At 66.3% G+C, this 24,068-nt stretch carries 24 protein-coding genes; 14 read left to right on the top strand and 10 right to left on the bottom strand.

The genetic code is table 11. The features are described 5' to 3' along the window. The first annotated feature begins 6 nt into the window (after positions 1-6). Together ACYVG8_RS03055 and ACYVG8_RS03060 are read left to right on the top strand one after the other, a co-directional pair. Positions 7-1,146 (top strand): methyltransferase, encoded by a 1,140-nt coding sequence (locus ACYVG8_RS03055; protein ID WP_028499310.1) that lies wholly within the window; start codon positions 7-9, stop codon positions 1,144-1,146. A 60-nt stretch (positions 1,147-1,206) separates the two neighbouring features. Further along, positions 1,207-1,908 (top strand): NleE/OspZ family T3SS effector cysteine methyltransferase, encoded by a 702-nt coding sequence (locus ACYVG8_RS03060; RefSeq protein WP_460745005.1) that lies wholly within the window; start codon positions 1,207-1,209, stop codon positions 1,906-1,908. On the opposite strand, the gene mnmL is transcribed toward ACYVG8_RS03060, so the two are convergent. Together mnmL and ACYVG8_RS03070 are read right to left on the bottom strand one after the other, a co-directional pair. Further along, the gene (gene mnmL, locus ACYVG8_RS03065; protein ID WP_028499309.1) at positions 1,887-2,819 is read right to left on the bottom strand and encodes a tRNA modification radical SAM protein MnmL/YtqA; all 933 of its coding nucleotides are present in this window, start codon (positions 2,817-2,819) and stop codon (positions 1,887-1,889) included. The genes ACYVG8_RS03060 and mnmL overlap by 22 nt on opposite strands. Positions 2,820-2,876: 57 nt before the next feature. Continuing rightward, positions 2,877-3,053 carry a protein MIGRI gene (locus tag ACYVG8_RS03070; RefSeq protein WP_169735646.1) on the bottom strand — a complete coding sequence of 59 codons (177 nt, stop codon included), beginning with the start codon at positions 3,051-3,053 and terminating at the stop codon, positions 2,877-2,879. 132 nt (positions 3,054-3,185) lie between these two features. On the opposite strand from ACYVG8_RS03070, the gene metX reads away from it, so the two are divergent. From metX to ACYVG8_RS03085, 3 genes are all read left to right on the top strand, one after another. Next, complete coding sequence (gene metX / locus ACYVG8_RS03075) at positions 3,186-4,328, top strand: homoserine O-succinyltransferase MetX (protein ID WP_028499308.1); 1,143 nt, start codon at positions 3,186-3,188, stop codon at positions 4,326-4,328. Beyond that, complete coding sequence (gene metW, locus ACYVG8_RS03080) at positions 4,325-4,912, top strand: methionine biosynthesis protein MetW (protein WP_028499307.1); 588 nt, start codon at positions 4,325-4,327, stop codon at positions 4,910-4,912. Before metX ends, metW begins: the two co-directional genes overlap by 4 nt. A 97-nt stretch (positions 4,913-5,009) precedes the next feature. Further along, entirely contained in the window at positions 5,010-6,278 is a 1,269-nt protein-coding gene (locus ACYVG8_RS03085) for an AmpG family muropeptide MFS transporter (protein ID WP_028499306.1), read from the top strand. On the opposite strand, the gene ACYVG8_RS03090 is transcribed toward ACYVG8_RS03085, so the two are convergent. The 5 genes from ACYVG8_RS03090 to ACYVG8_RS03110 form a co-directional block, all read right to left on the bottom strand. Next, the gene (locus ACYVG8_RS03090) at positions 6,262-8,406 is read right to left on the bottom strand and encodes a TonB-dependent receptor domain-containing protein (protein WP_460745006.1); all 2,145 of its coding nucleotides are present in this window, start codon (positions 8,404-8,406) and stop codon (positions 6,262-6,264) included. The genes ACYVG8_RS03085 and ACYVG8_RS03090 overlap by 17 nt on opposite strands. A gap of 433 nt (positions 8,407-8,839) precedes the next feature. Then, entirely contained in the window at positions 8,840-9,988 is a 1,149-nt protein-coding gene (locus ACYVG8_RS03095; protein ID WP_460745007.1) for an osmoprotectant ABC transporter ATP-binding protein OsmV, read from the bottom strand. Further along, entirely contained in the window at positions 9,988-10,635 is a 648-nt protein-coding gene (locus ACYVG8_RS03100) for an ABC transporter permease (RefSeq protein ID WP_028499305.1), read from the bottom strand. Before ACYVG8_RS03100 ends, ACYVG8_RS03095 begins: the two co-directional genes overlap by 1 nt. Before the next feature lie 10 nt (positions 10,636-10,645). Further along, positions 10,646-11,578: a glycine betaine ABC transporter substrate-binding protein gene (locus ACYVG8_RS03105; protein WP_051528858.1), complete on the bottom strand. Its 933-nt coding sequence runs from the start codon at positions 11,576-11,578 to the stop codon at positions 10,646-10,648. Positions 11,579-11,677: 99 nt separating this feature from the next. After that, positions 11,678-12,394: an ABC transporter permease gene (locus ACYVG8_RS03110; protein WP_107889157.1), complete on the bottom strand. Its 717-nt coding sequence runs from the start codon at positions 12,392-12,394 to the stop codon at positions 11,678-11,680. A gap of 493 nt (positions 12,395-12,887) precedes the next feature. Between ACYVG8_RS03110 and ybaK the strand changes: the two genes are divergently transcribed. Then, positions 12,888-13,370 carry a Cys-tRNA(Pro) deacylase gene (ybaK, locus tag ACYVG8_RS03115; RefSeq protein WP_028499302.1) on the top strand — a complete coding sequence of 161 codons (483 nt, stop codon included), beginning with the start codon at positions 12,888-12,890 and terminating at the stop codon, positions 13,368-13,370. A gap of 3 nt (positions 13,371-13,373) precedes the next feature. On the opposite strand, the gene wrbA is transcribed toward ybaK, so the two are convergent. Next, complete coding sequence (gene wrbA, locus ACYVG8_RS03120) at positions 13,374-13,970, bottom strand: NAD(P)H:quinone oxidoreductase (protein ID WP_051528857.1); 597 nt, start codon at positions 13,968-13,970, stop codon at positions 13,374-13,376. Between the two features lie 127 nt (positions 13,971-14,097). On the opposite strand from wrbA, the gene ACYVG8_RS03125 reads away from it, so the two are divergent. Then, positions 14,098-15,324 carry a YihY family inner membrane protein gene (locus ACYVG8_RS03125; RefSeq protein WP_107889155.1) on the top strand — a complete coding sequence of 409 codons (1,227 nt, stop codon included), beginning with the start codon at positions 14,098-14,100 and terminating at the stop codon, positions 15,322-15,324. Positions 15,325-15,437: 113 nt separating this feature from the next. After that, the gene (locus ACYVG8_RS03130; RefSeq protein WP_051528856.1) at positions 15,438-16,148 is read left to right on the top strand and encodes a phosphatase PAP2 family protein; all 711 of its coding nucleotides are present in this window, start codon (positions 15,438-15,440) and stop codon (positions 16,146-16,148) included. A gap of 216 nt (positions 16,149-16,364) precedes the next feature. Here ACYVG8_RS03130 and polA read toward each other — a convergent pair whose 3' ends face one another. After that, positions 16,365-19,127: a DNA polymerase I gene (polA, locus tag ACYVG8_RS03135; protein ID WP_315386080.1), complete on the bottom strand. Its 2,763-nt coding sequence runs from the start codon at positions 19,125-19,127 to the stop codon at positions 16,365-16,367. Between the two features lie 13 nt (positions 19,128-19,140). On the opposite strand from polA, the gene ACYVG8_RS03140 reads away from it, so the two are divergent. The 4 genes from ACYVG8_RS03140 to ACYVG8_RS03155 all read left to right on the top strand — a co-directional run bounded on the left by ACYVG8_RS03140 (position 19,141) and on the right by ACYVG8_RS03155 (position 21,697). Next, positions 19,141-19,869, top strand: coding sequence for an LOG family protein (locus ACYVG8_RS03140; protein WP_028499298.1), 729 nt, complete (start codon positions 19,141-19,143; stop codon positions 19,867-19,869). 18 nt (positions 19,870-19,887) lie between these two features. Next, positions 19,888-20,229, top strand: a complete 342-nt coding sequence (locus tag ACYVG8_RS03145; protein WP_028499297.1) for a DUF2782 domain-containing protein — start codon at positions 19,888-19,890, stop codon at positions 20,227-20,229. An 8-nt stretch (positions 20,230-20,237) separates the two neighbouring features. Further along, complete coding sequence (locus ACYVG8_RS03150; protein WP_028499296.1) at positions 20,238-21,176, top strand: homoserine kinase; 939 nt, start codon at positions 20,238-20,240, stop codon at positions 21,174-21,176. A gap of 149 nt (positions 21,177-21,325) precedes the next feature. After that, positions 21,326-21,697, top strand: coding sequence for an META domain-containing protein (locus ACYVG8_RS03155; protein ID WP_051528855.1), 372 nt, complete (start codon positions 21,326-21,328; stop codon positions 21,695-21,697). Between the two features lie 13 nt (positions 21,698-21,710). Here the strand turns inward: ACYVG8_RS03155 and arsC are convergent, their stop codons facing one another. After that, positions 21,711-22,079, bottom strand: coding sequence for an arsenate reductase (glutaredoxin) (arsC, locus tag ACYVG8_RS03160; RefSeq protein ID WP_028499295.1), 369 nt, complete (start codon positions 22,077-22,079; stop codon positions 21,711-21,713). A 95-nt stretch (positions 22,080-22,174) separates the two neighbouring features. Between arsC and ACYVG8_RS03165 the strand changes: the two genes are divergently transcribed. Both ACYVG8_RS03165 and ACYVG8_RS03170 read left to right on the top strand, forming a co-directional pair. Next, on the top strand, positions 22,175-22,762 hold the full coding sequence (locus ACYVG8_RS03165; RefSeq protein WP_028499294.1) for a DUF924 family protein: 588 nt from the start codon (positions 22,175-22,177) through the stop codon (positions 22,760-22,762). 71 nt (positions 22,763-22,833) lie between these two features. Beyond that, positions 22,834-24,039, top strand: coding sequence for a multidrug effflux MFS transporter (locus ACYVG8_RS03170; protein WP_028499293.1), 1,206 nt, complete (start codon positions 22,834-22,836; stop codon positions 24,037-24,039). The last annotated feature ends 29 nt before the right edge of the window (positions 24,040-24,068 follow it).

The following is a 24,068-nucleotide window of genomic DNA, read 5'->3' on the forward strand; positions in this document are numbered from 1 at the left end:
GACACCGTGACCGAACACCCCCCGCAGATCCACTGGACCGAGAACGGCGAAGCACACAGCGCACGCTGGCGCGCCGAAGGCGGGACGCCGGCACCGAAACGCGTGCAGGTCGTCGACGACCAGACCCCGGCCGACCTTGCCTACCGCCTGGCCTGCGAAGGTACGGCGCTGCTGTGGCGCGGCGACTTCCACAACGCGCGCCAGTTGCTGCAGGCCATGGCGCGCCGCGCCGACCGCAAGCCGCGCAAGACGGCCGCGTCAGCCGCCGATGCCTTCCATCTGCACCGGCAGGCCCAGTCGCAGCGCGCCCGCACGCTGGGCATGCTGCTGCTGCCGTTCGAGGCCGGCCACCAGTTGCCGCTGCGCCGCGCGCCCGATGTGCGCGCTGCCTGCCAGGAAGCCTGCGGGCCGGCCGACGACGCCTATGTGATGTCGCTGCGCGAGCTGCAGGGCATGGTCGGTGCCCATGAATGGCGCAAGAAAGGGGTGGAAATTCCGGTACTCGGTGCCCGCATCCATCCGTACTACGGCGTGTTCTCGCCGCTGCGCGGCGAGTATGTCGATCTGGTTGCCGGCACACCGCTGCCGGACACCTCGCTGGCCTTCGACATCGGCACCGGCACCGGCGTACTCGCGGCCGTACTGGCGCAACGCGGCGTCGCGCGCATCATTGCCACCGATCAGGACCCGCGCGCGCTGGCCTGCGCCCGCGACAACCTCGCCCGGCTCGGCGTCGACCACCAGGTCGAGGTGATCGAAGCCGACCTGTTCCCGCCGGGTCGCGCACCGCTGGTGGTGTGCAACCCGCCCTGGGTGCCGGCGCGGCCGAGTTCACCGATCGAATACGCGGTCTACGACCCGGACAGCCGCATGCTGCGCGCCTTCCTGGCCGGACTGGCCGACCATCTGACGCCCGGCGGCGAAGGCTGGCTGATCCTGTCCGACCTGGCCGAACACCTAGGACTGCGCACGCGCGAGGCGCTGCTGGCGATGATCGACGCGGCCGGACTGACAGTGATCGACCGGCACGACATCCGTCCGCGCCACCCGCGCGCCAGTGACGACAACGATCCGCTACATGCTGCGCGCGCCGCGGAAATCACCTCGCTGTGGCGGCTGGCGCCACAGCCGCCGCAGCCGGATTAGACATCGGCGGCACGCGCGGGAAAGATCGGGGGCCATGCCACCAAGCCATGGGAGCCCCCGATGCATGCCGGCAATGTCTCCCCCTATTCCACCGTCCTGACCGGGTGGCGCGATCACCCGCATGCGTTGCCACTGCTGGACCGGGTCAGACACGCCTGCCACCCGGCCAACTGGGACGCGGCCATGGCCGCGCCACTGACCGTGCCCGACAGGGTCTTCGCTACCGGCAATACCCGGCTGGAAGCGCGATTGCTGCCGGTTTACTTCTACCAGCGGCCGCGTATCGAGCAGGACATGGCGCGCTGGTACACCCCCCACTGCCAGTTCCGGCGGCTGGACCCCGGCGAAGCCAACTGCGCCGAAACCAGCTGGCAGACGGTGCTGGCCGGCCTGCGGCCGATGGGACAGTTCTCCGTCCCCACGCTGTTCTCCCCGGTCCTGCACGCCATACTGACGCTCGACCGGATCGGTGCCTTCGTTTTTCCCAGGGAGAGCACCGACACCCTGCTGATCGTGGTCATCTACCGGCGGGATGCCGAACAGGGGGAAAGCTTTGCCCGGCGCTTTATCGAGCTGTACCGGCAGAAACATGAAGTCATGCGGTCGATGACCGGCAGCGCGGCAGAGAAGGCGATTGCCTCGGAGAAAGTCGTGGCCCGGGCCATGGGCGAGATCCTGCACTACACCGACGCGTCAATCGACGCCTACCTGAAGCACCTCGACACGCTGGGCCAGCCCCCTCAGGACACGGGTACCGGCTGAGGCGCCCACGGCTGGCCCAGTGTCGTGCCCTGCCCGCCGTGGCGTGCCAGGTTGTCGGCGATCGCCTGCATCGACGGCCAGCGTTCCGCACACCAGTCCGGTGCCAGCAGCACGTCGCGTTTGGCCGTTGCCGACACGCGGTGGAACACCACGTCGGCCGGCGTGGCGCGAATCAGGTCGGCGGCAATGGTCACGTAATCGTCGAAACCGACCGGGGCCAGCTCGCCGCGACGGAACTGTGCGGCCATGCGGCTGCCGCGCACGATATGCAGCGGATGCAGCTTGATGCCCTCGACGCCGGCATCCAGCACCTGGTCCAGCGTGATCCGGCACATGGTCGCCGTTTCACCCGGCAGGCCGACAATCAGATGGGTGCAGACCTGCAGGCCGCGCACGTGCGCCCGGGTCACCGCATCGCGGTAGGCAGCAAAGCCATGCCCGCGGTTGACCCGTTCCAGCGTCGCGTCGAATGCACTCTGCAGACCGAGTTCCAGCCACACTTCGGCGCCGCGGTCGCGATAGCCGGCCAGCAGGTCGAGTGCCGCGTCCGGTACGCAGTCGGGCCGGGTGCCGACGCACAGGCCAACCACATCGGCCGAGCGCAGCGCGGTTTCGTACATCTCGCGCAGTACCGACACTTCGGCATAGGTATTGGTATAGGCCTGGAAATAGGCGAGGTATTTGCGCGCGCGGTCGGCGTCGAGCTTGCCCTGTTCCAGTTGCTGGTCCAGCGGCAGGGTGGCAGCACGGCTGAACGCACGCACATTGCAGAATGTGCAGCCGCCGCGGCCGAGCGTGCCGTCGCGGTTCGGGCAGGTAAAGTCGGCGTTCAGCGCCAGTTTGTGCACCCGCTCGCCGAAACGGCGTTTCAGATGGTGTCCGAGGGTATGGACGAGATGATCAAGTTGCATAGGGGGACAGAGTCTACCGGGGACGGCCCGATGTCCCCTTGCCCGTCGTCAATGCTGTCAGTGCCAGCCCAGCCAGTACAGGATGGCAATCAGTCCGGACGAGATGACCAGCGCCTGCGCCAGCGTCACCGCCCATTCGCGGAAGCTCTTGCGCTGTTCGCGCGAAAACAGCCACTGGTACAGCGCCAGCAGGACAAAGGCGAACACGAAGAACTTGAACAGGCGGCCGAGCATCGGTTTCCACGGGCAGGCGACAGGAGCGGCGATTGTCGGCGTGCGGCCGGCACCGGGCAAGCGCGACCGTCGTCGCCACGCCGCCCTCGCGTGGCATAATCGTACACGACTGTCATCCCCGCCCTGACCCCCATGACCTCCGCACCCGACTCCGTCGGTCTGGTCGAAGCGCAGACTGCGCACTTCGATACCCCGCTTGCCCTCGCATCCGGCAGCCAGCTCGACCGCTATACCCTGTGTTTCGAGACCTACGGCGAACTGAACGCCGACCACAGCAACGCCATCCTGATCTGCCACGCGCTGTCGGGGCACCACCACGTTGCCGGCCGCTACCATCCGGACGACAAGGCGGCAGGCTGGTGGGACAACATGGTCGGGCCCGGCAAGCCGATCGATACCCGCCGCTTCTTCGTGGTCGGCGTCAACAACCTCGGTGGCTGCCACGGCTCGACCGGACCGTCGAGCATCGACCCGGCCAGCGGCCAGCCATTCGGCTCGCGCTTTCCGGTGATGACCGTGCCGGACTGGGTGTGTACCCAGGCCAGGCTGGCCGACCGGCTCGGCATCGAGCGCTGGGCGGCAGTGATCGGCGGCAGCCTCGGCGGCATGCAGGCGCTGCAGTGGTCGCTGGCCTACCCGGACCGCATCGCCCATGCACTGGTCATCGCCTCGGCGCCCCGGCTCAGCGCGCAGAACATCGCGTTCAACGACGTTGCCCGCCAGGCGATCCTGACCGACCCGGATTTCCACGGCGGTGATTTCTACGCCCATGGCGTGGTCCCGCGCCGCGGGCTGCGGCTGGCGCGCATGCTCGGCCACATCACCTATCTGAGCGACGACGGCATGGGTGCCAAGTTCGGCCGCATGCTGCGCAGCGGCGAATACCAGTATGGCTACGATGTCGAATTCGAGATCGAGAGCTATCTGCGCTACCAGGGCGACAAGTTCTCCGACTACTTCGACGCCAACACCTATCTGCTGATGACCAAGGCACTGGACTACTTCGATCCGGCTGCCAGCCACCAGGGCGACCTGGTTGCCGCACTGAAGCCGGCCCGCGCCCGCTTCCTGGTCGCCGCATTCACGTCCGACTGGCGCTTCAGCCCCGAACGCAGCCACGAGACGGTCAAGGCGCTGGTTGCCGCCGGCAAGCGCGTCGCCTACGCCGAAATCGAATCGGCACACGGCCACGATGCCTTCCTGATGCTCGATCCACCGTATGTGGAACTGATGCGTACCTACCTGAACAACGTTGCCCGCGAGGTGAACGCATGAACCTCCGCCCCGACCTGCGCCAGATCTACGACTGGGTGCCCGCCGACAGCCGCGTGCTCGACCTCGGCTGCGGCGACGGCACCCTGCTGGCGGCGCTGAAGCAGAAGCGCGTCACCGGCTACGGTGTCGACTTCGACGTCAACAATGTCATCGCCAGCGTCGGCAACGACGTCAACGTGATCCAGGCCGACCTCGAGGAAGGGCTGATGGAGTTCGGCGACGACGCCTTCGACACCATCGTGCTGTCGCAGACCATCCAGGCCATGAAGAACACCGAAGCCATCCTGATCGACATGCTGCGCGTCGCTCACGAGGCGATCGTGACCTTCCCGAACTTCGGCTACTGGCAGAACCGCTGGCAGATTTTCCGTGGCCACATGCCGGTGTCCGAGACCATTCCGTACCAGTGGTACGACACGCCGAACATCCACTGGTGCATGCTCGGCGACTTTGAGGCACTGTGCGAAAAGAACCGCATCCGCATCGCCGAACGCAAGGTCATGGACGGCGAGAAGGAGATCCACTTCCTGCCGAACCTGCGCGGCAGCCTCGCCTTCTACCGCATCGCGCGCGACCGCAGCTGATCCCTGCCAGCCATGGCGCCGCAGCATGGCACAATGGCGTCTTTCCCGACCCGATCCCGGCCGGCCGCGCGCCGGCCGGCGCTTTTGCGACAGCCTGATGACCCCCTCCGAAGCCCCGACCTGGTACCGCGCCATTTTCACCCGCAAGATGCTGATCTGCGTATTCACCGGCTTCGCCTCCGGCCTGCCGCTGTACGTGCTGCTGAACCTGGTCCCGGCCTGGATGCGCAGCGAGGGCGTCGACCTGAAGGCCATCGGCCTGTTCGCGCTGATCCAGCTGCCGTATACGTGGAAATTCATCTGGTCGCCGCTGATGGACCGTTTCTCGCTGCCGCTGCTTGGCCGGCGACGCGGCTGGATCGGCGCCACGCAACTGGTGCTGGTCGTGCTGATCGCCTCACTCGGGCTGTTTCACCCGCAGGCCGACATCGCGCTGATCGCCGTGCTCGCCATCGGCGTGTCGTTCAGCTCGGCCAGCCAGGACATCGTGCTCGATGCCTACCGGCGCGAAATCCTCGATGACCGCGAACTCGGCCTCGGCAACTCCATCCACATCAATGCCTACCGGCTGGCCAGCCTGATCCCCGGCTCGCTGTCGCTGATCCTGGCCGACCACCTGCCATGGCGCGAGGTCTTCTTCATCACCGCCCTGTTCATGCTGCCGGGCCTGCTGATGACACTGGCCATCAGCGAGCCGAAACTGATGCGCGCCGCGCCGAAAACGCTGGAAGAAGCAGTGGTCGAGCCGTTCCGCGAATTCATCACCCGGGCCGGCTGGCGCGAGGCGCTGCTGATTCTGGGCTTCATCTTCCTGTACAAGCTCGGCGACAGCATGGCCACCGCGCTGGCCACGCCGTTCTACCTCGATACCGGCTTCAGCAAGTCGGACATCGGCCTGATCGCCAAGCACGCCGGGCTGTGGCCGGCGGTGATCGGCGCCCTGCTCGGCGGCATCTGGATGCTGAAGCTCGGCATCAACCGCGCACTGTGGCTGTTCGGCGTGGTCCAGCTGGTGTCCATTCTCGGTTTTGTCTGGCTGGACCAGACCGGGGCGGACCGCATGGTGCTGGCCGCCGTCATCGGCTTCGAGGCGCTCGGCGTCGGCCTCGGCTCGGCCGCCTTCATCGCCTTTATCGCCCGCACCACCGACCCGCGCTATACCGCAACCCAGTTTGCGCTGTTCACCAGCCTGGCCTCGGTGCCGCGCGCGGTGATCAACTCGACGACCGGTTATCTGGTCGAGGCACTCGGCTGGACCCCGTTCTTCCTGCTGTGCACGGCGCTGGCGGTTCCCGGCATGCTGCTGCTGTTCAGGATCGCACCGTGGAACCCGCCAGAACGCGACAAGGTCAGAAGCGCAGCGTAGCCGACAGCCACAGCCGCCGTCCCTCCTGTATCCGCTGGTAGGCGTTGACATAGGCCGCCGCCTCCGGCGACAGCGGATTGGGTCCGTAGTCGACAAGGTTCTTGTCGAACAGGTTGTACAGCGTCGCGGACAGCGCGACCGATTTGCCGAAGGCATGGCTGCCACCCAGATCGAACAGCAGATACGGTGCATAGCTGACCGGGCGCCGCGCCGGCGTCAGCCCGCGATACTGGCCGGCGCGATAGCTGGCGCCCAGCCACAGGCGTGCCGCATCGCCATGCGTCCAGTCCAGCCGCGCATTGGCCATGTGCCGTGGCTGGTCCCCGAACGGGTGGCCCCGGCCCCGGCCGGTGAGCTGCCTGCTGTCGGTCAGGGTGTAATTCAGCGTGGCCGGCCAGGCCGCGCCCAGTGGCTGCCGCGTGGCCAGCTCCAGTCCGAACAGGCGTGCGGCGCCAATATTGGCCGACTGACTGAACTCGGTCACCGGCCGTCCCCGACGATCGGTCCAGGGCCCGACATCGACGCAACCCGGTACCCGGCCCGCCTTTGCGCGGCAGTTCGGCAGCCGCACCGACTCGATCTTGTTGCCGAAGCGGGTGTGGAACAGCGTCGCCGAAGCCGTCCGCCCGCGCAGCGTGTCGAAGCCCACGCCGAGCTCGGACAGGATGGCGGCTTCCGGCTTCAGCTGCGGATTGCCGAGTAGCGGCAGCGTGCCCTGGCGGCCGAGGCCGATGATGCCGGGCGTGGTCTGGTTCAGCCGTGGCGGTTTGTGCCCGCGGCTGATGCCGCCCCTGACCGTCCACTGTGCATCGGCGTTCCACCGCAGAGACGCACGCGGACTCCACTGCCCGCCGGCAGCCTGGATGTGTTCATGCCGCAGGCCCAGCGTCAGCGCCAGCCGGTCGCTGAGCCGCCACTTGTCCTCGGCAAACACGGCCCACTGCCGCCGGGTCAGCGACGACTGCGGGTTGTCGGCCAGCGTGTCGTGCAGGCGCTGCTGCCAGTACTGGCCACCGGCCGTCAGCCGGTGCGGCGCGTCCGGCCAGGGGGCGACCAGCCGGCTGTCCAGCGTCAGATTGCCGTGTTCGAGCCGCCGCGGTAGCCCGTCATCGGCCCGGCGTGGCCAGCGCATCGGCCGGGTCCGGCCCCGGGTCGCGGTCCGGTCATGCAGCAGGCTGGTTTCGCTGCGCACTGCGCCCCAGCGCCCCAGGTGGGTCAAGGCATAACGGTCGCGGTCGAATGCCATGTCCGGCGCATAGCCGCCACCGGCTGCGCGGGCCGGTACCGACTCATTCAGCGTGCCCAGCTCGCCGCGCCGGTTCGAATACGCGAGCCGCGCCCGGTCGATATCGAGCAGCAGTTCATGTGCCGGGTCCGGCGTCAGTGTCAGCCGCAACCCGAAGTTGTCGCTCCGCCCGGCACCGAGTCCGTTGAAGCCCGGCGTGACGGTCCGGCCGTCGCGATCGGCATAACGGATGTCGGCGCCGTCCCGGTGCGTGGCGCCGGCCCGCACCGCCAGACCGAGCAGGCCCGCCTTCAGCGGTCCGCTCGCATGCAGTGTGCCGCCCTGGTCTCCGTCGAATGCACGGTTCAGCGACAGGGTCCCGTCCAGCTGGAACGAACCGCCCCAGCGGCTTCCGGTCTTGCGGGTAATGATGTTGACCACCCCGCCCAGTGCATCGGCACCGTACTGGACCGCCATCGCGCCGCGCATGACCTCGATCCGCTCGATGGCGGACGCCGGCGGAATGAAGTGACTGTCGACATCACCAAAACCGTTGGGGCGCACACTGGCGCTCTGATTCAGCCGCTTGCCGTCGATCAGGATCAGCGTGTAGTCGGCAGGCATGCCGCGGATGCGGATATTCGCCCCGCCGGCCTTGCCGCCCCGGCTGACATCCACGCCTTCGACCTCTTTCAGCCCGTCGCCGAGATTGTGGAAACGCCGCCGTACCAGCGTGTCTCCGTCAATGACCGACAGACTGGCGGACGCCTGCCCGCTCCGGACACCCGCTCCGGCCGGACTGACAACGACCGGTTCCAGTACCACGGCCGGCTCGGCCCGCGCCGTCCCTGCCGGCAACAGGGCCAGCAGGCCCGCTACCCTTGCCCAACGATGCCACTCCATACCCGTGCTCTCCGTCTGCTGTTCTGGCGCGACGCACGGGGCCCTTCCCCTCCGTCGCGCCAGAACAGCAGGGCGACGGAGAGAGGGGCACGGAGAAACGGGCAGGGAAGCGCATTCCGCCATGATCCGCACGGGAGGAAACAACGGAATCAGAGGAATCCGAGAAGTGGACCGCTGACAACAAAAAACCGCTTCCTGGCAGGAAGCGGTTCAGACAGTCCGTAAACCCCGTCCACGAAGAACGGACGAGCGAAGCGAGGTTTCCCCGCGGCGGCGGGGACGGAAGAGGCCGGATTCAATCAGGCAGACTGCCGTGCTCACGACAGTTTCTGTCAGTCGGGCGTGCACCGACGCCACGGTGAACGTCAGTGCCCACCTGTATGAGCAATCTGAACCGCCTCCTGCCAGGAAGCGGCTGATGGTCAATGCCGCATCAGCGCGCCATGCGCGCCGACGCATGTCCGGCAACCCGGCCCGAGGTCAGATAGCTGGCAATATAGTCCTGCGACACCTCGCCGCTGTAGCGGCCATCGGCGTCGACCACCGGCATCCAGGTCAGGTTGTGCTCGTACAGCCGCGACAGCACGACGCGCAGGTTTTCGTCCGCCCCCGAGGTGACGGTAATCGGGGTCAGCCGGTCGGCGCAGACGCCGTCCGCGCCGCGCGCCTCGCGGCGCTTGACGAAACCGAGCGGCTTGCCGGCCCCGTCGACCACGGTCAGGTAGCGCAGGTCGTTGTCGTCCATGATGCCGAACGCCGTGCCCAGCGGCGTATCCAGGCTGGCGGTCTGGGTTTCCTGCATGTCGGCCACATCGCCGGCCTGCACCAGCAACAGCCGCTTCAGCGTGCGGTCCTGGCCAACAAAGGAGGCCACGAAGTCGTCGGCCGGTTTGGCCAGGATCTCGTCGGCGCCGGCGCACTGGACAATGCGCCCCTGACGGAACACGGCAATGCGGTCGCCGAGCTTGATTGCCTCGTCGACGTCATGGCTGACCAGCAGCACGGTCTTGCCGAGCTGGCGCTGCATCTGCAGGAATTCGTTCTGGATCTGTTCGCGGTTGATCGGGTCGACCGCACCGAACGGCTCGTCCATCAGCAGGACCGGGGCATCGGCCGCGAGCGCGCGGATCACGCCGATGCGCTGCTGCTGACCACCCGACATTTCACGCGGGTAGCGCTGCAGGAAGCGATCCGGGTCCAGCGCCACCATGTGCATCAGTTCGCGGGCGCGTTCGCGGCAGCGGCGCTTGTCCCAGCCGAGCATGCGCGGCACCACGGTGATGTTTTCCTCGATGGTCATGTTCGGAAACAGGCCGATCTGCTGGATCACGTAGCCGATCTTGCGCCGCAGCGCAACGGTATCGATGCCGGCAGTGTCCTCGCCGTTGATCAGCACCGAACCCGAGGTCGGCTCGATCAGCCGGTTGATCAGCTTCATGGTCGTGGTCTTGCCGCAGCCGGACGGGCCGAGGAACACGCAAATTTCGCCTTCCGGCACGCTGAGACTGACATTGTCGACGGCATTGAATGCCTGGCCGTTCTTCTGGACGAATTGCTTGCACAGGTTTCTGAGTTCAATCATCAGCGAATTCCTTTCGGGGTCAGTACGCGCTGCAGTTTCAGCAACGCCCAGTCCATGACGACGGCCAGCAGGCTCACCATCACGGCACCGGCGATCAGTTTGCGAATGTCACTCTGGCTGATGCCGTGCAGGATCAGCGTGCCGAGGCCGCCGGCGCCAACGATGGCGGCAATCGCCATCACGCCGATATTCAGCACCACGGCAGTGCGGATGCCGCCGAAAATCACCGGCACCGCCAGTGGCAGCTCGACCCATTTCAGCCGTTGCCAGAAGGTCAGACCGATGCCGCGCCCGGCCTCGCGTATTCCCGGATCGACCTGGGTCAGCGCGGTATGGGTATTGCGCACGATCGGCAGCAGCGAATACAGGAAGGCGGCGGTCACGGCCGGCACCGCGCCGATGCCGTGCCCGATCTGCGAGAACAGCGGGATCATCAGTCCGAACAGCGCAATGGCGGGGATGGTCAGCACCACGGTCGCCAGCCCCAGCACCAGCGACGCCAGCGAACGGAAGCGAACGATCAGCACCCCCAGCGGCACGCCGAGCAGTACCGCCAGCCCGACGGCCAGGCCGACCAGCTGCAGGTGTTCGCGCGTCAGGCCGAGCAGATAGCCGGTGTTGTGGATCAGGTATTGCCAGGTTTCCATGTCGGCCTCCTCAGATCAGTCCGCGCTGGCGCAGGAAATCGGCAGCCACGGTCCGCACCGGCAGGTGTTCGATGTCGACGCGGGCGTTCATGGTCGACATCGCCTCGTTGTCGAGCGCGGCGGACAGGGTGTTCAGCGCGTCGGCCAGTCCCGGATGCTGCGCCAGCACCTCGGCACGCACGACCGGTGTCGCCGCGTAGCTGGGGAAGAAGCCGAGATCGTCTTCGAGCACCACCATGTCGAAGCCCTTGACCCGGCCGTCGGTGGTGTAGACCAGTCCGGCCGGCACGAAGCCGTCGCGGATGGCGGTATAGACCAGTCCCGGGTCCATCTGCCGGATCTGCGGGCGGGTCAGCGGCAACTTGTACAGCGCCTGCAGCGGCTTGAGCCCGTCCGGCCGGCCGGCGAACTCCATGTCCAGTCCCAGATGCCAGGCCGCGGACGGATCGGCCAGGGCGACGGCGTTCATTTTTGCCACCAGATCGGACAGGGTGCGAATCCCCTCGCGTTCGGCGCGCTGGCGCTGCATTGCGAACGCATAGGTATTGTTCAGCGCCGATGCGTTCAGCCAGGTCAGGCCCTTGTCGGCATCGAGGCGTCTGACCGTGTCGTATGCCTGCTCCGGCGTCATGCGCTCGTTGATCTTGTTGTAAACGATGAGTGCGGTGCCGGTGTAGTCCCACACCAGGTCGAGCTGCCGGCTTTCCAGTGCCCCGCGCATGATCACGGTGGCCAGATCGCCCTTCTGGCTGACCTGGAAGCCCTTGTGCTCCAGGTACTGCGCCGTCAGTTCGGACAGCAGTTGCTGCTCGGTAAAGTTCTTGCTGCCGATCACCAGCCCGGCCGCGACGGCCTGGGTACCGGCAATGGCCAGCATGGCGGCGGCCAGCAGCCGCCCGGCATGGCGCCGGAATGTGGAACAAAGCGACGGGAATGTCGTCATGACGGTCCTCCTTGAAGTGGGGCCAGCCGGCCGGTCGCACGGAGCGGCGGGCATGGCGGTGCCGGCGGCGTCACCGCCGGCCACGGGGGGATGGCGGAATCAGTTCGCCTGGCCCGGCGTCATCAGCCGGCCGAAGCTGGCGACGATGAAATCCAGGAACAGCGCGACCAGTGCGGTCGCGGCGGCACCGATGAACAACGCGGTCTGGTTGTTCAGGTAGATGCCGGGGAAAATCAGCTCGCCGAAGCTGCTGGCGCCGATCAGGAAGGCCAGCGGTGCGGTACCGACATTGATCGCCAGTGCCACGCGCACGCCGGACAGGATCATCGGCAGCGCATTCGGCAGTTCGACCCTGAGCAGCCGCTGCTGCGGCGTCATGCCGAGGGCGTCAGCCGCTTCCAGCATCGCCGGCGGCAGGCCGGCCAGGCCGGCGTAGGTATTGCGGACGATGGGCAGCAGCGACGCCAGGCACAGTGCGACGATGGCCGGCCGGTCACCGATGCCGATCAGCACCATGGCCAGCGCCAGCACCGCCAGCGGCGGCAGGGTGTTGCCGATATTGAAAAGCTGCATCCACTTCTCGGCATGGCGGCGCATTGCCGCCCGGCTGAGCAGAATGCCGCTGGGCAGGCCGATGGCCAGTGCGGCCAGCATCGACACGCCGACCAGATACAGGTGCTGGCGTCCCAGGTAGACGAGGTCTTCCCGGTAGTCCCGCAGCACGTCCGGGCCGATGCCCCAGACCAGTGCGGCCAGCAGGGCGGCCGTGACCAGAAGCCCGAGGGATATGCGCTTGATAAACGCTCTTTTGTACATCTGCGTCCTCCTTGGCGACTCGCGGGGACCGGACGTCCTGCGCGAATGCTGTAATGATCGCGACAACCAGGGTGGTGCTTTGCCGCTCCCGCCGGATGGCGAAACGCGGGCAGAAACACGCCCGTAAAGAGCTGCCTTGTAAACACGGTGTCCGGGTGGACCGGACCTGAATTGAGGTGCGCCAGGTGGCGCATTTGACAGTCGTCTGACTGCAGAACTGAGTGCGGCGTTACGCGCCGCGGGGGATGCCGCAGCCCCGTTTATAACACTTGGTTACGCAGAAAAACAATTCCTTACCGCACTTTCCGGACCGTTTTCACCATGAAAAGCCGCGCAGGAAGCCCCGGAAAACCCCGCCAGACCTGGATTTGACCGCAAACGGAGCACGAACGGCGACAACGTTCTACAATCGCCCGGAAATCCCGTTTTTTCGACGCGGCACAGCGCGAATATCCGCGCTGCGTACCGCAGTTACCCGTTTTTCGAAGACGATATGAGCCAGAAATTTCCCGTTACCCAGGCGATCCGCGCCTTGCGCGCGGCCGGGGTCGAATGGACCGACCATCTGTACGACTATGAGGAGCACGGCGGCAGCGCCGTTGCCGCCGCCTCACTCGGCGTCGACGAGCACTGCGTGATCAAGACGCTGATCATGCAGGACGAGAACCGGAAGCCGCTGATCGTGCTGATGCACGGCGACCGCGAAGTCTCGACCCGCAGCCTGGCCCGCCAGGCCGGCGTCAAGCACATCGAACCGTGCACGCCGGAAACCGCCAACAAGCACTCCGGCTACCTGGTCGGCGGCACCAGCCCGTTCGGCACCCGCCATCCGATGCCGGTGTACATGGAAGCGAGCATCGCCGGGCTGCCGAAGATCTTCATCAATGGCGGCAAGCGCGGTTATCAGGTCTGTCTGGCGCCGGCCGACGTGATCCGCCTGCTGAAGCCGACCCTGGTCGACGCGGCACAGGCCTGACGCTCAGTCGACGGCCAGTTTTTTCGCCACCGCTGCCAGCCGCGCGCCCAGTGCCTGCGCCAGCGTGCGCTCGGCCTCGGCCAGCGGGTGCTGACCCTCGACGCCAGCCCAGTGGCTGGCCCCGTACGGCGAACCGCCACCGGTGGTGGTGCTCAGCGCCGGCTCGGTATACGGAATGCCGACCAGCAGCATGCCGTGATGCATCAGCGGCAGCATCATCGACAGCAGCGTCGATTCCTGCCCGCCATGCAGGCTGCCGGTGCTGGTGAACACCGCCGCCGGCTTGCCGGCCAGCGCACCAGACAGCCATTCCGGCGTGGTGCCATCCCAGAAGTATTTCATCGCCGACGCCATGTTGCCGAAGCGGGTCGGACTGCCCAGCGCCAGTCCGTGGCAGGCGCGCAGATCGGCCTGCTCCACATATGGCGCGCCCTCGTCGGGCACGGTCGGCGCGGTGGCCTCGCACAGCGCCGACACCGCCGGCACGGTGCGCAGCCGCGCCCGGCAGCCCGGTACCCGCTCGATCCCGCGCGCGATCTGACGCGCCAGCTCCCGCGTCGCGCCATGACGGCTGTAGTACAACACCAGAATTTCGATCATCAGGCTTTCTCCTTGCAGTCGGCCGCATGGTACGCGAGCGCCCCGGCCGCGGCGATTGGCAGGCACGGCGCACCGGCTGTCGATAAGCTGCCATAATCCTGCCATTGCCCCGGATAGCCAGCCCGCCATGCCCGCCCTACCCGCCCGCCTCGAACCCCCCGTCAGTTTCGCCGCCTTCATCTGGCGCCGTGCCATGCACAACCGCAGCATCCAGGTCGCCGCCAGCCTGACATTCACCACGCTGCTGTCGCTGGTACCGCTGTTCACCATCGCACTGATCGTCGTCTCGGCGTTTCCGGTGTTCGACGACATTTCCGCCGCGTTCAAGACCTTTCTGCTGACCAATCTGGTGCCCGACTTCGCCGGCAAGGTCATCACCGTCTACCTGAAGCAGTTCACCGACAACGCCGGCAAGCTCACCGCCGTCGGCATCGGCGCGCTCGGTGTGACGGCACTGTCGCTGATGTTCACCATCGACAGCACGTTCAACAGTATCTGGCGGGTCAGGAAAAGACGGCCGCTGATGCAGAACATGCTGGTCTACTGGACCGTGCTGACGCTCGGCCCGATCCTGCTCGGGGTCGGCATTTCCGGCTCGGCCTGGCTGCTGCGCGAAAGCGGTCTCGGTCATCGCCTGCCGTGGTTCGCCAGCCTGATCCAGGACGGCGGCACCCTGCTGCTGTCCACGCTGATGCTGACCGTGCTGTACGGACTGGTGCCGAACCGCCACGTGCCGCTGTCGCAGGCGCTGACCGGCGCGTTCTGTACCTCGCTGGTGCTCGGCATGGCCAAATGGCTGTTCGCGCTGTACCTGTCCGGCTTCAAGTCCTACCAGTTCGTCTATGGCGCGTTCGCGACCTTCCCGATCATGCTGCTGTGGCTGCAGCTGCTGTGGCTGATCGTGCTGCTCGGCGCCGAAACGACCGCGGCGCTCAGCTACTGGCGCGGTGCAGCCTGGCGACGCGAGTTCGAAGCGCAACGCCAGTTCCGCGATGCGGTCGAAGCCCTGTTGTGCCTGGCCGATGCCCAGCGCGAAGGCCGCGCGCTGACCCAGCCGGAGCTGCGCCGGGTCATCGATACCGGCTATGACGAAATCGGGCTGGTACTGGACGAGTTGACCCTGGCCGGCTATGTGCAGCGCGGCGAGCGCGATCGCTGGGCGCTGCTGCGCCGGCCGGAAGATATCCGCCTTGACGACCTGTTCCGCCGCTTCGTGCTCGACACCCGGGCCGGAGAGGATGAGGTCGCACGCGGACTCAGCCGGCTGATGGTGCCGGTCGGTCACCAGCTCGACCTGTCACTGGCCGAGTTTGGCCGGCAACTGCAGGCATCTGCAGCCGAAACGACGGGCTGAGCGACGACAACACCCGTGGCACGGTCAATCTCTGCCGCACAAATTTGGCTATCAACCCCTCCGGCATGCAAAAATCAGCGCCTGACCCGCTCGCCGACTCCCTGACGACTGCCATGCCCATTTCCAACATTACCTTTTCCAGCCATCGACAACGCGACACGGCGTTCTGGCGTCTCCACCTGCTGGCACTGACGCTGATGGCCGCCGGGCTGTTCTGGCTGTGGCAGGATGCCCGACTCGACTTCTGGCTGGCATCACTGTCGTATTCGCCGGCCGAGCGCGGCTTTCCGCTGAAGGACACATTCTGGATGCGCGAGATCGGCCATGTCGGCCTGCGCAATTTCGTCATCGCCATCGGGGTCGCCACCCTGGCGGTCATCGTCTGGCCGCGTACCTCGCCCGAACTGCGCACGCGCGCCGGCTACGTACTGCTCAGCATGGCGGCGTGTACGCTGGCCATCTCGGTACTGAAACAGGGCAGCGTTCACCATTGCCCGTGGGATCTGGTCCAGTTCGGCGGCACGGCGATCCACTTGCCGCTGTTTGCCTCGCTGCCGGCCGGCCAGAGTGCCGGTCAGTGCTTCCCCGGCGGCCACGCGTCAGCCGGGTTCGCACTGCTGGCGCTGCCGTTCGCCGCACGCGGCTGGCGGCCACGCTGGGTACTGCCGCTGACGCTGTTCGCGCTGCTGATGGGCGGACTGATGAGCGGTATCCAGATGGTTCGCGGCGCGCATTTCCTCAGCCACAATCTGTGGACGCTGTGGTTCTGCTGGGCGATCTGTCTCGTCGTCTATGCGCTGTACCGCTGGCGGCGCTGGATGTAACTGCTTTCCGGTGCGCACGGATAGCGGTGTGCCGCCCGGTGTACGCCCGGCTGATGGCAGGGCGCGGGCGGGCGGAGGATTAAAAAAAGACGGCCAGCGAATACTGGGTAAGCCGTTTCTTCCATTTCTGACCATCGCCCGGCATGGGGCAAAAAAATGGCGCAGTCCTGCCCGGACTTGCGCCATTGACGGTGACCCCGTGCCGTTGCGGCCGGCTCAGTGCGCCGCTTCCCAGTTCGGACCGCTGCCGACTTCGGCGACCAGCGGAACGGCCAGTTCGGCGGCGGCGGCCATGCGCCGCGGCAGTTCGGTGCGGATCAGTTCCAGCTCGGCGGCCGGCACTTCCAGCACCAGTTCATCGTGTACCTGCATGATCAGCCGGCTGGACAGTTTTTCCGTCCGCAGCCAGTTCTGCACATTGATCATCGCCAGCTTGATCAGGTCCGCCGCGGTGCCCTGCATCGGCGCATTGATCGCCGCGCGCTCGGCGCCCTGACGGCGGCCGGGGTTCGACGAGCGGATTTCCGGCAGGTACAGCCGGCGGCCGAACACCGTTTCCACCCAGCCCTGTTCTCGCGCCGTCTGCCGCGTGCGTTCCATATAGGCCGCCACGCCCGGGTAGCGGGCAAAATAACGCTCGATAAACGATTGCGCGGCGCTGCGGTCGATTTCCAGGCTGGCGGCCAGGCCAAAGGCGCTCATGCCGTAGATCAGGCCGAAGTTGATGGTTTTTGCATAGCGGCGCTGTTCGGCGCTGACCGCGTCCGGCGCCACGCCAAACACTTCGGCCGCCGTCGCGCGGTGGATGTCGCGGCCGTCGCGGAAGGCCTGCACCAGGCCTTCGTCGCCGGACAGGTGCGCCATGATGCGCAGTTCGATCTGCGAGTAGTCGGCCGACACGATCAGGTTGCCGGCATCGGCGACAAAGGCCTCGCGCACGCGGCGGCCTTCTTCGGTGCGAACCGGGATGTTCTGCAGGTTCGGATCGCTGGAGCTCAGACGACCGGTCACCACGGCGGCCTGCGCATAGTGGGTGTGCACGCGGCCGGTATCCGGATTGATCATGCCCGGCAGCTTGTCGGTATAGGTCGACTTCAGCTTGGCCAGCGCGCGATAGCGCAGCAGCGCTTTCGGCAGCGGGTAGTCGAGCGCCAGTTTTTCCAGTACCGATTCGTCGGTGCTCCAGGCGCCGGTGGTGGTTTTCTTCACGCCGTGGGCCTTGGCGTCGATGCCGAGCTTGTTGAACAGGATGTCGCCCAGCTGCTTCGGCGAATTCAGATTGAACGGCTGCTCCGCCAGCGCGTACACCTCGCGCTCGATCTCCAGCATTTCCGTGCCGAGCTGCTGGCTCTGCCGTGCCAGCACCGCACGATCGATCAGTACGCCGTTGCGTTCCATGACGAACAGCACGTCGGCAGTCGGCAGTTCGATCTTGCGGTACACATCGGCGCGCTTGCCGTCGAGTTTCGCCGCCAGCACGCGCGCCAGCCGCAGCGTGATGTCGGCATCTTCGGCCGCATAACGGGTCGCCGTCTCGAGATCGACTTCGTAGAAGCCGATCTGCTTGGCACCCTTGCCGCAGATGTCCTCGTACTTGACCGTCTTTACGCCGAGTTCGCGCTCGGCCATGGCGTCCATATTGTGCTTTTCATGGCTGGCGAGCACATAGCTCATCAGCATGGTGTCGTCGGCGACGCCGGCCAGCGCAATGCCGTGGTTGGCCAGCACGTGGCGGTCGAAATTGAGATTCTGGCCCAGTTTCTTCCGTTCCGGGTTTTCCAGCCACGGCTTCAGCCGGCCGAGCACATGCTCGCGGTCGAGCTGGTCGGCGACGCCCGGCGCGGTGTGCGCGAGCGGAATGTAGGCGGCGATGCCGGGGGTGACGGCGACGCTGACGCCGACGATGCGGGCATGCATCGGGTCGAGGCTGTCGGTCTCGGTATCGAACGACACCACGTCGGCCGCGTCCAGTGTGGCCAGCCAGACATCGAGCCGTTCGTCGCTGGTCACCATTTCGTAGCGGGCCTCGTCGGTCGGCTGCGACAGTGCATCGTCGACCACGATCGCGGCCGGCTCGGCGGCCGGCGTCGCATCGGCACTGACACTGGCCACCGGCGCGCTGTCGCCGCCGTATTCCTTCAGCCAGGTGCGGAAGCCCAGGTCCTTGCACAGTACGGTCATTGCCGCGCGATCGACCGGCAGGCGCGCCAGCGAGTCGAGGCCATGCGGCATCGCGTCATCAAGTTCGACGTCGGTCTTGATGGTGACCAGTGCGCGCGACAGCGGCAGGCGCGGCAGGGCATCGCGCAGGTTTTCGCCGACCTTGCCGCCGACTTCGTCCGCGCGCGCCATCAGCGTGTCGAGGTCGCCGAACTGTTCCAGCCATTTCACCGCCGTCTTCGGCCCGCACTTGTCGACACCGGGCACGTTGTCGACCTTGTCGCCGGTCAGGGTCAGGAAGTCGATGATCCGCGCTGGCGGCACGCCGAACTTGGCCAGCACGCCGGCTTCGTCGAGCCACTCGTCGGTCATGGTGTTGACCAGCGTCACACCGGGCCCCACCAGCTGGGCGATATCCTTGTCGCCGGTCGAGATCACCACGCGGAAGCCGTCGGCGGCGGCCTGGCCGGCCAGCGTGCCGATCACGTCGTCGGCCTCGACGCCGTCCTTGACCACCAGCGGCCAGCCCAGCGCGCGTACCGCCTGGTGCACCGGTGCGATCTGTGCCGCCAGCTCGGTCGGCATCGACGGCCGGTTCGCCTTGTACTCGGGATACAGGTCGTCGCGGAAAGTCCTGCCCTTGGCGTCGAATATGCACGCGCTATAATCGGCTGCGACTTCACGCTCCAGTCGTCTCAGCATGTTTATCATGCCGTAGACCGCGCCGGTCGGTTCGCCTGTGGGCGAGCGCAGATCGGGCATCGCATGAAACGCGCGGTACAGGTAGGAAGAGCCGTCGATCAGAAGCAGGGTTTTCATAAGGTATTTTCGGATGAGCTTGTCAGACAAGATCCCGGCGGCGAGCAATCGTTACGCGGTAATGCAAAAATTTCGCTCGCGCGAGGCATGGCATGTACTGAAAATCATGGCGGAATTCGTCGAATCCGCCGAGGAACTGCAGGGTATTGAACCTGCCGTAAGTATTTTCGGCAGCGCGCGGACTGCGCGCGATCATGCGGATTATAAGCTGACGGAGGACATTGCCCGGCGTCTGTCGGACGCGGGCTTCGGCGTGATATCCGGCGGGGGTCCCGGCATCATGGAGGCCGCCAACAAGGGCGCGTTCCAGGGCAAGGGGCCGTCGATCGGACTGAACATCGTGCTGCCGCACGAGCAAAAGGGCAACGAGTATCAGGACATCAGCCTAAAATTCAATCACTTCTTTTCGCGCAAGGTCATGTTCGTCAAGCATGCGTGCGCCTACGTGGTGATGCCGGGCGGCTTCGGCACGCTCGACGAGCTGTTCGAGTCGCTGACGCTGGTGCAGACAGGCAAGAGTCGCCGCATTCCCATCATTCTGGTCGATACGTCGTTCTGGCGCGGGCTGGTCGACTGGTTTGCCGACCAGCTGGTCGGACGCGGCATGATCAATCCCGGCGACCTGGCACTGATCACGCTGACCGACGACCCGGCAGAAGTGGTGAACGCCATTTTCGAGCACTACGAAACGCGGGGCTTCTCGGCATCGCCGGAAGAACGCGAGCGCATGCTCAACCTCTAACTTTTTCAGGAACCGCCAATGCGCAACTCCACCGCCCTCGCCGCCCTGCTCGCGGCCCTCGCTGCGGCTCCGGCCCTCGCTGCCGACGCCGGCAAGCCCGCTCCCAACGCACCGCCGCCGCCGCAGATCGGCGTTGACGACGGCAGCGACGCCGAGCCGGACGTCACCATCCGTCAGGAAGGCGACAAGAAGATCGAGGAATACCGCGTCAACGGCAAGCTGTATGCGGTCAAGGTGACACCGAAGGTCGGTCCGCCGTACTACCTGGTCGACCAGAAGGGCGACGGCGAGCTGACGCCGTACGACGTGACCGGTCGCGGCAAGCTGAAGATCCCGCACTGGGTCCTGTTCACTTTCTGATCGCCGACATGTCCGTTTACACCACCGTGACCCCGGAGGCGCTCGAGCCGTGGCTCGCCCGCTACGACATCGGCCGGCTGGTCGCGCTGAAAGGCATCGCCGCCGGCGTCACCAACACCAACTACTTCGTCACCACGACGCAGGGCCGCTACGTGCTGACCCTGTTCGAGGCGTTGCAGCTGGACGAGTTGCCGTTCTACCTGAACCTGACCCACCACCTGTCGCGCCACGGCGTGGCGGTGGCCGGGCCGGTAGCCGACCGTACCGACCAGTTCGCCAGCATGCTGGCCGGCAAGCCGGCCTGTCTGGTCCATTGCCTGCCCGGCACCGATGTCAGCGCCCCGACGCCGGCACAGTGCGCTCAGGTCGGTGCCATGCTCGCCAGCATGCATATCGCCGGCGACACCTTCCCGATGTCGATGCCGAACCCGCGCGGCCCGCACTGGTGGAGCGTGACCGCGGCGGCCGTCTACCCGTTCATGGCTCCCGCCGACGCCGCGCTGCTGCGCGACGAGCTGCATCTGCAGAACAGCCATCGCTATGCGTACCTGCCGCGCGGCATCATCCACGCCGACCTGTTCCGCGACAACGTGCTGTTCGATGGCGAGCAGATTTCCGGCTTTATCGATTTCTACTACGCCTGCAACGACCTGCTGCTGTATGACCTGGCCATCGCGGTCAACGACTGGGCCATGCTGGCGGACGGCGACATCGACAACGAGCGCGCCCGGGCGTTTATCGACGCCTACCGCGCGGTGCGCCCGCTGCAGCAGGCGGAAATCGAGGCCTGGCCGCTGATGCTGCGTGCGGCAGCCATTCGCTTCTGGGTATCGCGGCTGTACGACCTGCACCTGCCTGCCGCAGGCGAACTGACCTACGCCAAGGACCCAGCGGCCTTCCAGCACGTGCTGGAACGGCACCGCCAGCGCACGGACTTCTGGCTGTAACCCCCACCTCCCGACCGGGCCGCGCCACGCCGGCCCGCGGACGGGGCCTGCCCTTCGGGCACGGCTTCGTGCTACGGTAAAAAAGACGCCGCGACCCATCCTTGCGGATCGGCGCGGTGTTTCCTGTTCCGTATCAAAGGGAGTCCAGTATGAAATTCGCACCGATCGCGGCCACGCTGGCCGCTGTTGTCCTGTCCGCCTGCGCCAGCACCGGCACCGCTGCCAACGCCGGCATTGCACAGGGCGAATGGAAAAGCGCGACCGGCATCACCCTGCTGGTCGAGGACGGCCGCCTGTCCGGCCGCGCCGGCTGCAACCGCTTCACCGGCACGGCAAAAGTCGAGGATGGCCGCCTGGTGACGGGCCCGCTGGCAGCGACCAAGATGATGTGCTCGCCGGACCTGATGAAGGCGGAAGCCGAGCTGTTCGCCTTTCTGGACAGCAAGCCGACCGTGACCCGGCAGGGCGACCGCACGCTGATTCTCAGCAGCGGCGACCACCAGATCACGCTGACCCGCTAAGGCCGGATGCCCGTCAGCCGGACTGCAGATGCGCCAGCAGTTCGCAGACCTTTTCCGGCGGCCGGGCAATCAGCGCATGGTTGCCGACGACGACGATCGGGCGCTGCAGCAGCCGGGGATATTCGACCAGTGCGGCGACCAGGTGATGGCGATCCAGGGTGATGTCATCCAGATACAGATCGCGGTATTCCGCTTCGTTGCTGCGCATCAGTTCGCGCGGCGGCAGGCCGAGCAGGTCGATCAGCCGGCTGATTTCCGCTTCGTCGAGCGGTGTTTTCTGATAATCGACGACCCGCGGCGTCACGCCGGCCTCCTGCAGCAGGCGCAGTGCCTCGCGTGATTTCGAGCAACGCGGATTGTGATATATGACGACCTCGGGCATGGCTGGTCAGGGTTTCCAGGTGATGACGACAGGATCATTCTGGCCGATGACACTCATCCCGGGCAATCAACTTTGAGATAAATCAGGTTTCTGCCATGGCGACTCCAAGCTCCCCCCACAGCATTCTCGACTTCTGGTTCGGCCGACCGGACGACCCCGACTACGGCCTGCCCCGCATCACCTGGTTCACCCGGGATCCGGCATTCGATGCCCTGATCCGCGCACGCTACCGGGACATTCTCGACAGCGCCCTGAACGGGGAACTGGACCACTGGAACGATTCGCCACGCGGCACGCTCGCCCATCTGCTGGTACTTGACCAGCTGACGCGCAACGCGTTCCGCGACAGCGCCCGTGCCTATGCCGGCGACGAGCAGGCCCGCCGTCTGGCAATCCGGCTGGTCGACAGCGGTGACCACCTGCTGCTGGCGCCGATCGAACGCCAGTTCGCCTATCTGCCGTTCGAGCATGCCGAAAACATCGACCACCAGAACCGCGCCATTGCGCTGTTTACTGCACTGGCACGCGACGAGCCCTCGCTGGCGAGCAGTGTCGACTGGGCCCGTCGCCACCGCGACATCATCGTGCGTTTTGGCCGCTTCCCGCATCGCAACGAAGTCCTGGGGCGCGACAGCACCCTGGAGGAAGCCCAGTTCCTGACCGAGCCCGGTTCCTCGTTCTAGCCGGCACCACGGCTTGCCGGATCGGGGCGGGGCCCCTACCATCGGCGGGTTTGCCTCCCCCGGACCGCCGCATGTCACGTACCCCCTCCGCCCCCGGTCTGGCGCTGATCCTGGCCGCGCTGGCCACACTCGGCCCGTTTTCGATCGATACCTTCCTGCCAGCCATGGCGACGATCGGCCACGCGCTCGATGCCAGCCCGATCGAGATCCAGCAGGCGCTGTCGATCTACCTGCTGTGCTACGGCGCCATGATGCTGTGGCACGGCGCGCTGTCCGATGCCATCGGCCGCCGCCCGGTCATCCTCGGCGCCACGCTGCTGTTCGCCATCGCCTCGATCGGCTGTCTGCTGGCGCAGACCCTCGGCCAGCTGCTGCTGTTCCGTGCGCTGCAGGGCCTGTGTGGCGGCGCCGGCCTGATCGTCGGCCGGGCCATCATCCGCGATACCTTCGACGGGCCGGCCGCCCAGAAGCTGATGTCGCAGGTCACCATGCTGTTCTCGCTGTCGCCGGCGATTGCGCCGGTCATTGGCGGCTGGCTGTACGGCGCTTTCGGCTGGCGCTCGATTTTTGCCTTCATGGCGCTGGTCGGTTTCATGCTGTTTTCCGTCTGCGCCTGGCGGTTGCCGGAAACGCATGCCCGGGAACAGCGCTCCACGCTGGCGCCGCGTGCCCTGGCGAAAAATTACTGGCACATTGCCTGCAACCGACAGTTCCGCTTCCTGGCACTGGCGCTGTCGTTCAACTTCGCCGGTTTCTTTCTCTACATTCCGGCGGCCCCGGTATTCCTGATCCGCCATCTCGGGCTCGGACCGACCGATTTTCTGTGGCTGTTCGGTCCGGCGGTCTCCGGCATCATGTTTGGCGCCTGGCTGTCCGGACACCGGGCCGGACGCTACTCCGCCCGTGAATCGATCCACCTCGCCTATGTCCTGATGGCCATCGCGGCGGCCGCCAATCTGGCCAACAGCCTGTTTTTCGCACCGTCGCTGCCATGGAGCGTGCTGCCGCTGGCGCTGTACACCACCGGCATGTCGATCGCCGCGCCATCGGTCACGCTGTTCGTGCTCGACCTGTTCCCGGGCGCACGCGGCACGGCATCCAGCGTGCAGGGCTTCGTCCAGACCCTGTTCTCGGCTGCCGTGGCCGGGATCGTAGCCCCGCTGCTGTGGTTCTCGCCGCTGGCGCTGGCGCTGGGCATGAGCGGCTTCCTCGCCATCGGCTACCTGATGTTCGTGCTGGCACACCGGCGTCGGCCCGGCCCCGAAGCCGTGTCCTGATGCGCAACGACAATGGCCGCAGCAAACGC

It is taken from the genome of Microvirgula curvata (assembly GCF_054781615.1).

What these genes read in the sequence shown, in the direction of transcription:
- ACYVG8_RS03090 (WP_460745006.1), bottom strand. Translation starts at nt 8,406, where the DNA reads ATGGAGTGGCATCGTTGGGCAAGGGTAGCGGGCCTGCTGGCCCTGTTG.
- ACYVG8_RS03145 (WP_028499297.1), top strand. Translation starts at nt 19,888, where the DNA reads ATGCGCAACTCCACCGCCCTCGCCGCCCTGCTCGCGGCCCTCGCTGCG.
- wrbA (WP_051528857.1), bottom strand. Translation starts at nt 13,970, where the DNA reads ATGATCGAAATTCTGGTGTTGTACTACAGCCGTCATGGCGCGACGCGG.
- ACYVG8_RS03100 (WP_028499305.1), bottom strand. Translation starts at nt 10,635, where the DNA reads ATGGAAACCTGGCAATACCTGATCCACAACACCGGCTATCTGCTCGGC.
- mnmL (WP_028499309.1), bottom strand. Translation starts at nt 2,819, where the DNA reads ATGCAACTTGATCATCTCGTCCATACCCTCGGACACCATCTGAAACGC.
- arsC (WP_028499295.1), bottom strand. Translation starts at nt 22,079, where the DNA reads ATGCCCGAGGTCGTCATATATCACAATCCGCGTTGCTCGAAATCACGC.
- ACYVG8_RS03095 (WP_460745007.1), bottom strand. Translation starts at nt 9,988, where the DNA reads ATGATTGAACTCAGAAACCTGTGCAAGCAATTCGTCCAGAAGAACGGC.
- ACYVG8_RS03105 (WP_051528858.1), bottom strand. Translation starts at nt 11,578, where the DNA reads ATGACGACATTCCCGTCGCTTTGTTCCACATTCCGGCGCCATGCCGGG.
- ACYVG8_RS03085 (WP_028499306.1), top strand. Translation starts at nt 5,010, where the DNA reads ATGACCCCCTCCGAAGCCCCGACCTGGTACCGCGCCATTTTCACCCGC.
- ACYVG8_RS03070 (WP_169735646.1), bottom strand. Translation starts at nt 3,053, where the DNA reads ATGCTCGGCCGCCTGTTCAAGTTCTTCGTGTTCGCCTTTGTCCTGCTG.
- ACYVG8_RS03060 (WP_460745005.1), top strand. Translation starts at nt 1,207, where the DNA reads ATGCATGCCGGCAATGTCTCCCCCTATTCCACCGTCCTGACCGGGTGG.
- metX (WP_028499308.1), top strand. Translation starts at nt 3,186, where the DNA reads ATGACCTCCGCACCCGACTCCGTCGGTCTGGTCGAAGCGCAGACTGCG.
- ACYVG8_RS03130 (WP_051528856.1), top strand. Translation starts at nt 15,438, where the DNA reads ATGCCCATTTCCAACATTACCTTTTCCAGCCATCGACAACGCGACACG.
- ACYVG8_RS03125 (WP_107889155.1), top strand. Translation starts at nt 14,098, where the DNA reads ATGCCCGCCCTACCCGCCCGCCTCGAACCCCCCGTCAGTTTCGCCGCC.
- ACYVG8_RS03140 (WP_028499298.1), top strand. Translation starts at nt 19,141, where the DNA reads ATGAGCTTGTCAGACAAGATCCCGGCGGCGAGCAATCGTTACGCGGTA.
- ACYVG8_RS03165 (WP_028499294.1), top strand. Translation starts at nt 22,175, where the DNA reads ATGGCGACTCCAAGCTCCCCCCACAGCATTCTCGACTTCTGGTTCGGC.
- ybaK (WP_028499302.1), top strand. Translation starts at nt 12,888, where the DNA reads ATGAGCCAGAAATTTCCCGTTACCCAGGCGATCCGCGCCTTGCGCGCG.
- metW (WP_028499307.1), top strand. Translation starts at nt 4,325, where the DNA reads ATGAACCTCCGCCCCGACCTGCGCCAGATCTACGACTGGGTGCCCGCC.
- polA (WP_315386080.1), bottom strand. Translation starts at nt 19,127, where the DNA reads ATGAAAACCCTGCTTCTGATCGACGGCTCTTCCTACCTGTACCGCGCG.
- ACYVG8_RS03150 (WP_028499296.1), top strand. Translation starts at nt 20,238, where the DNA reads ATGTCCGTTTACACCACCGTGACCCCGGAGGCGCTCGAGCCGTGGCTC.
- ACYVG8_RS03170 (WP_028499293.1), top strand. Translation starts at nt 22,834, where the DNA reads ATGTCACGTACCCCCTCCGCCCCCGGTCTGGCGCTGATCCTGGCCGCG.
- ACYVG8_RS03155 (WP_051528855.1), top strand. Translation starts at nt 21,326, where the DNA reads ATGAAATTCGCACCGATCGCGGCCACGCTGGCCGCTGTTGTCCTGTCC.
- ACYVG8_RS03110 (WP_107889157.1), bottom strand. Translation starts at nt 12,394, where the DNA reads ATGTACAAAAGAGCGTTTATCAAGCGCATATCCCTCGGGCTTCTGGTC.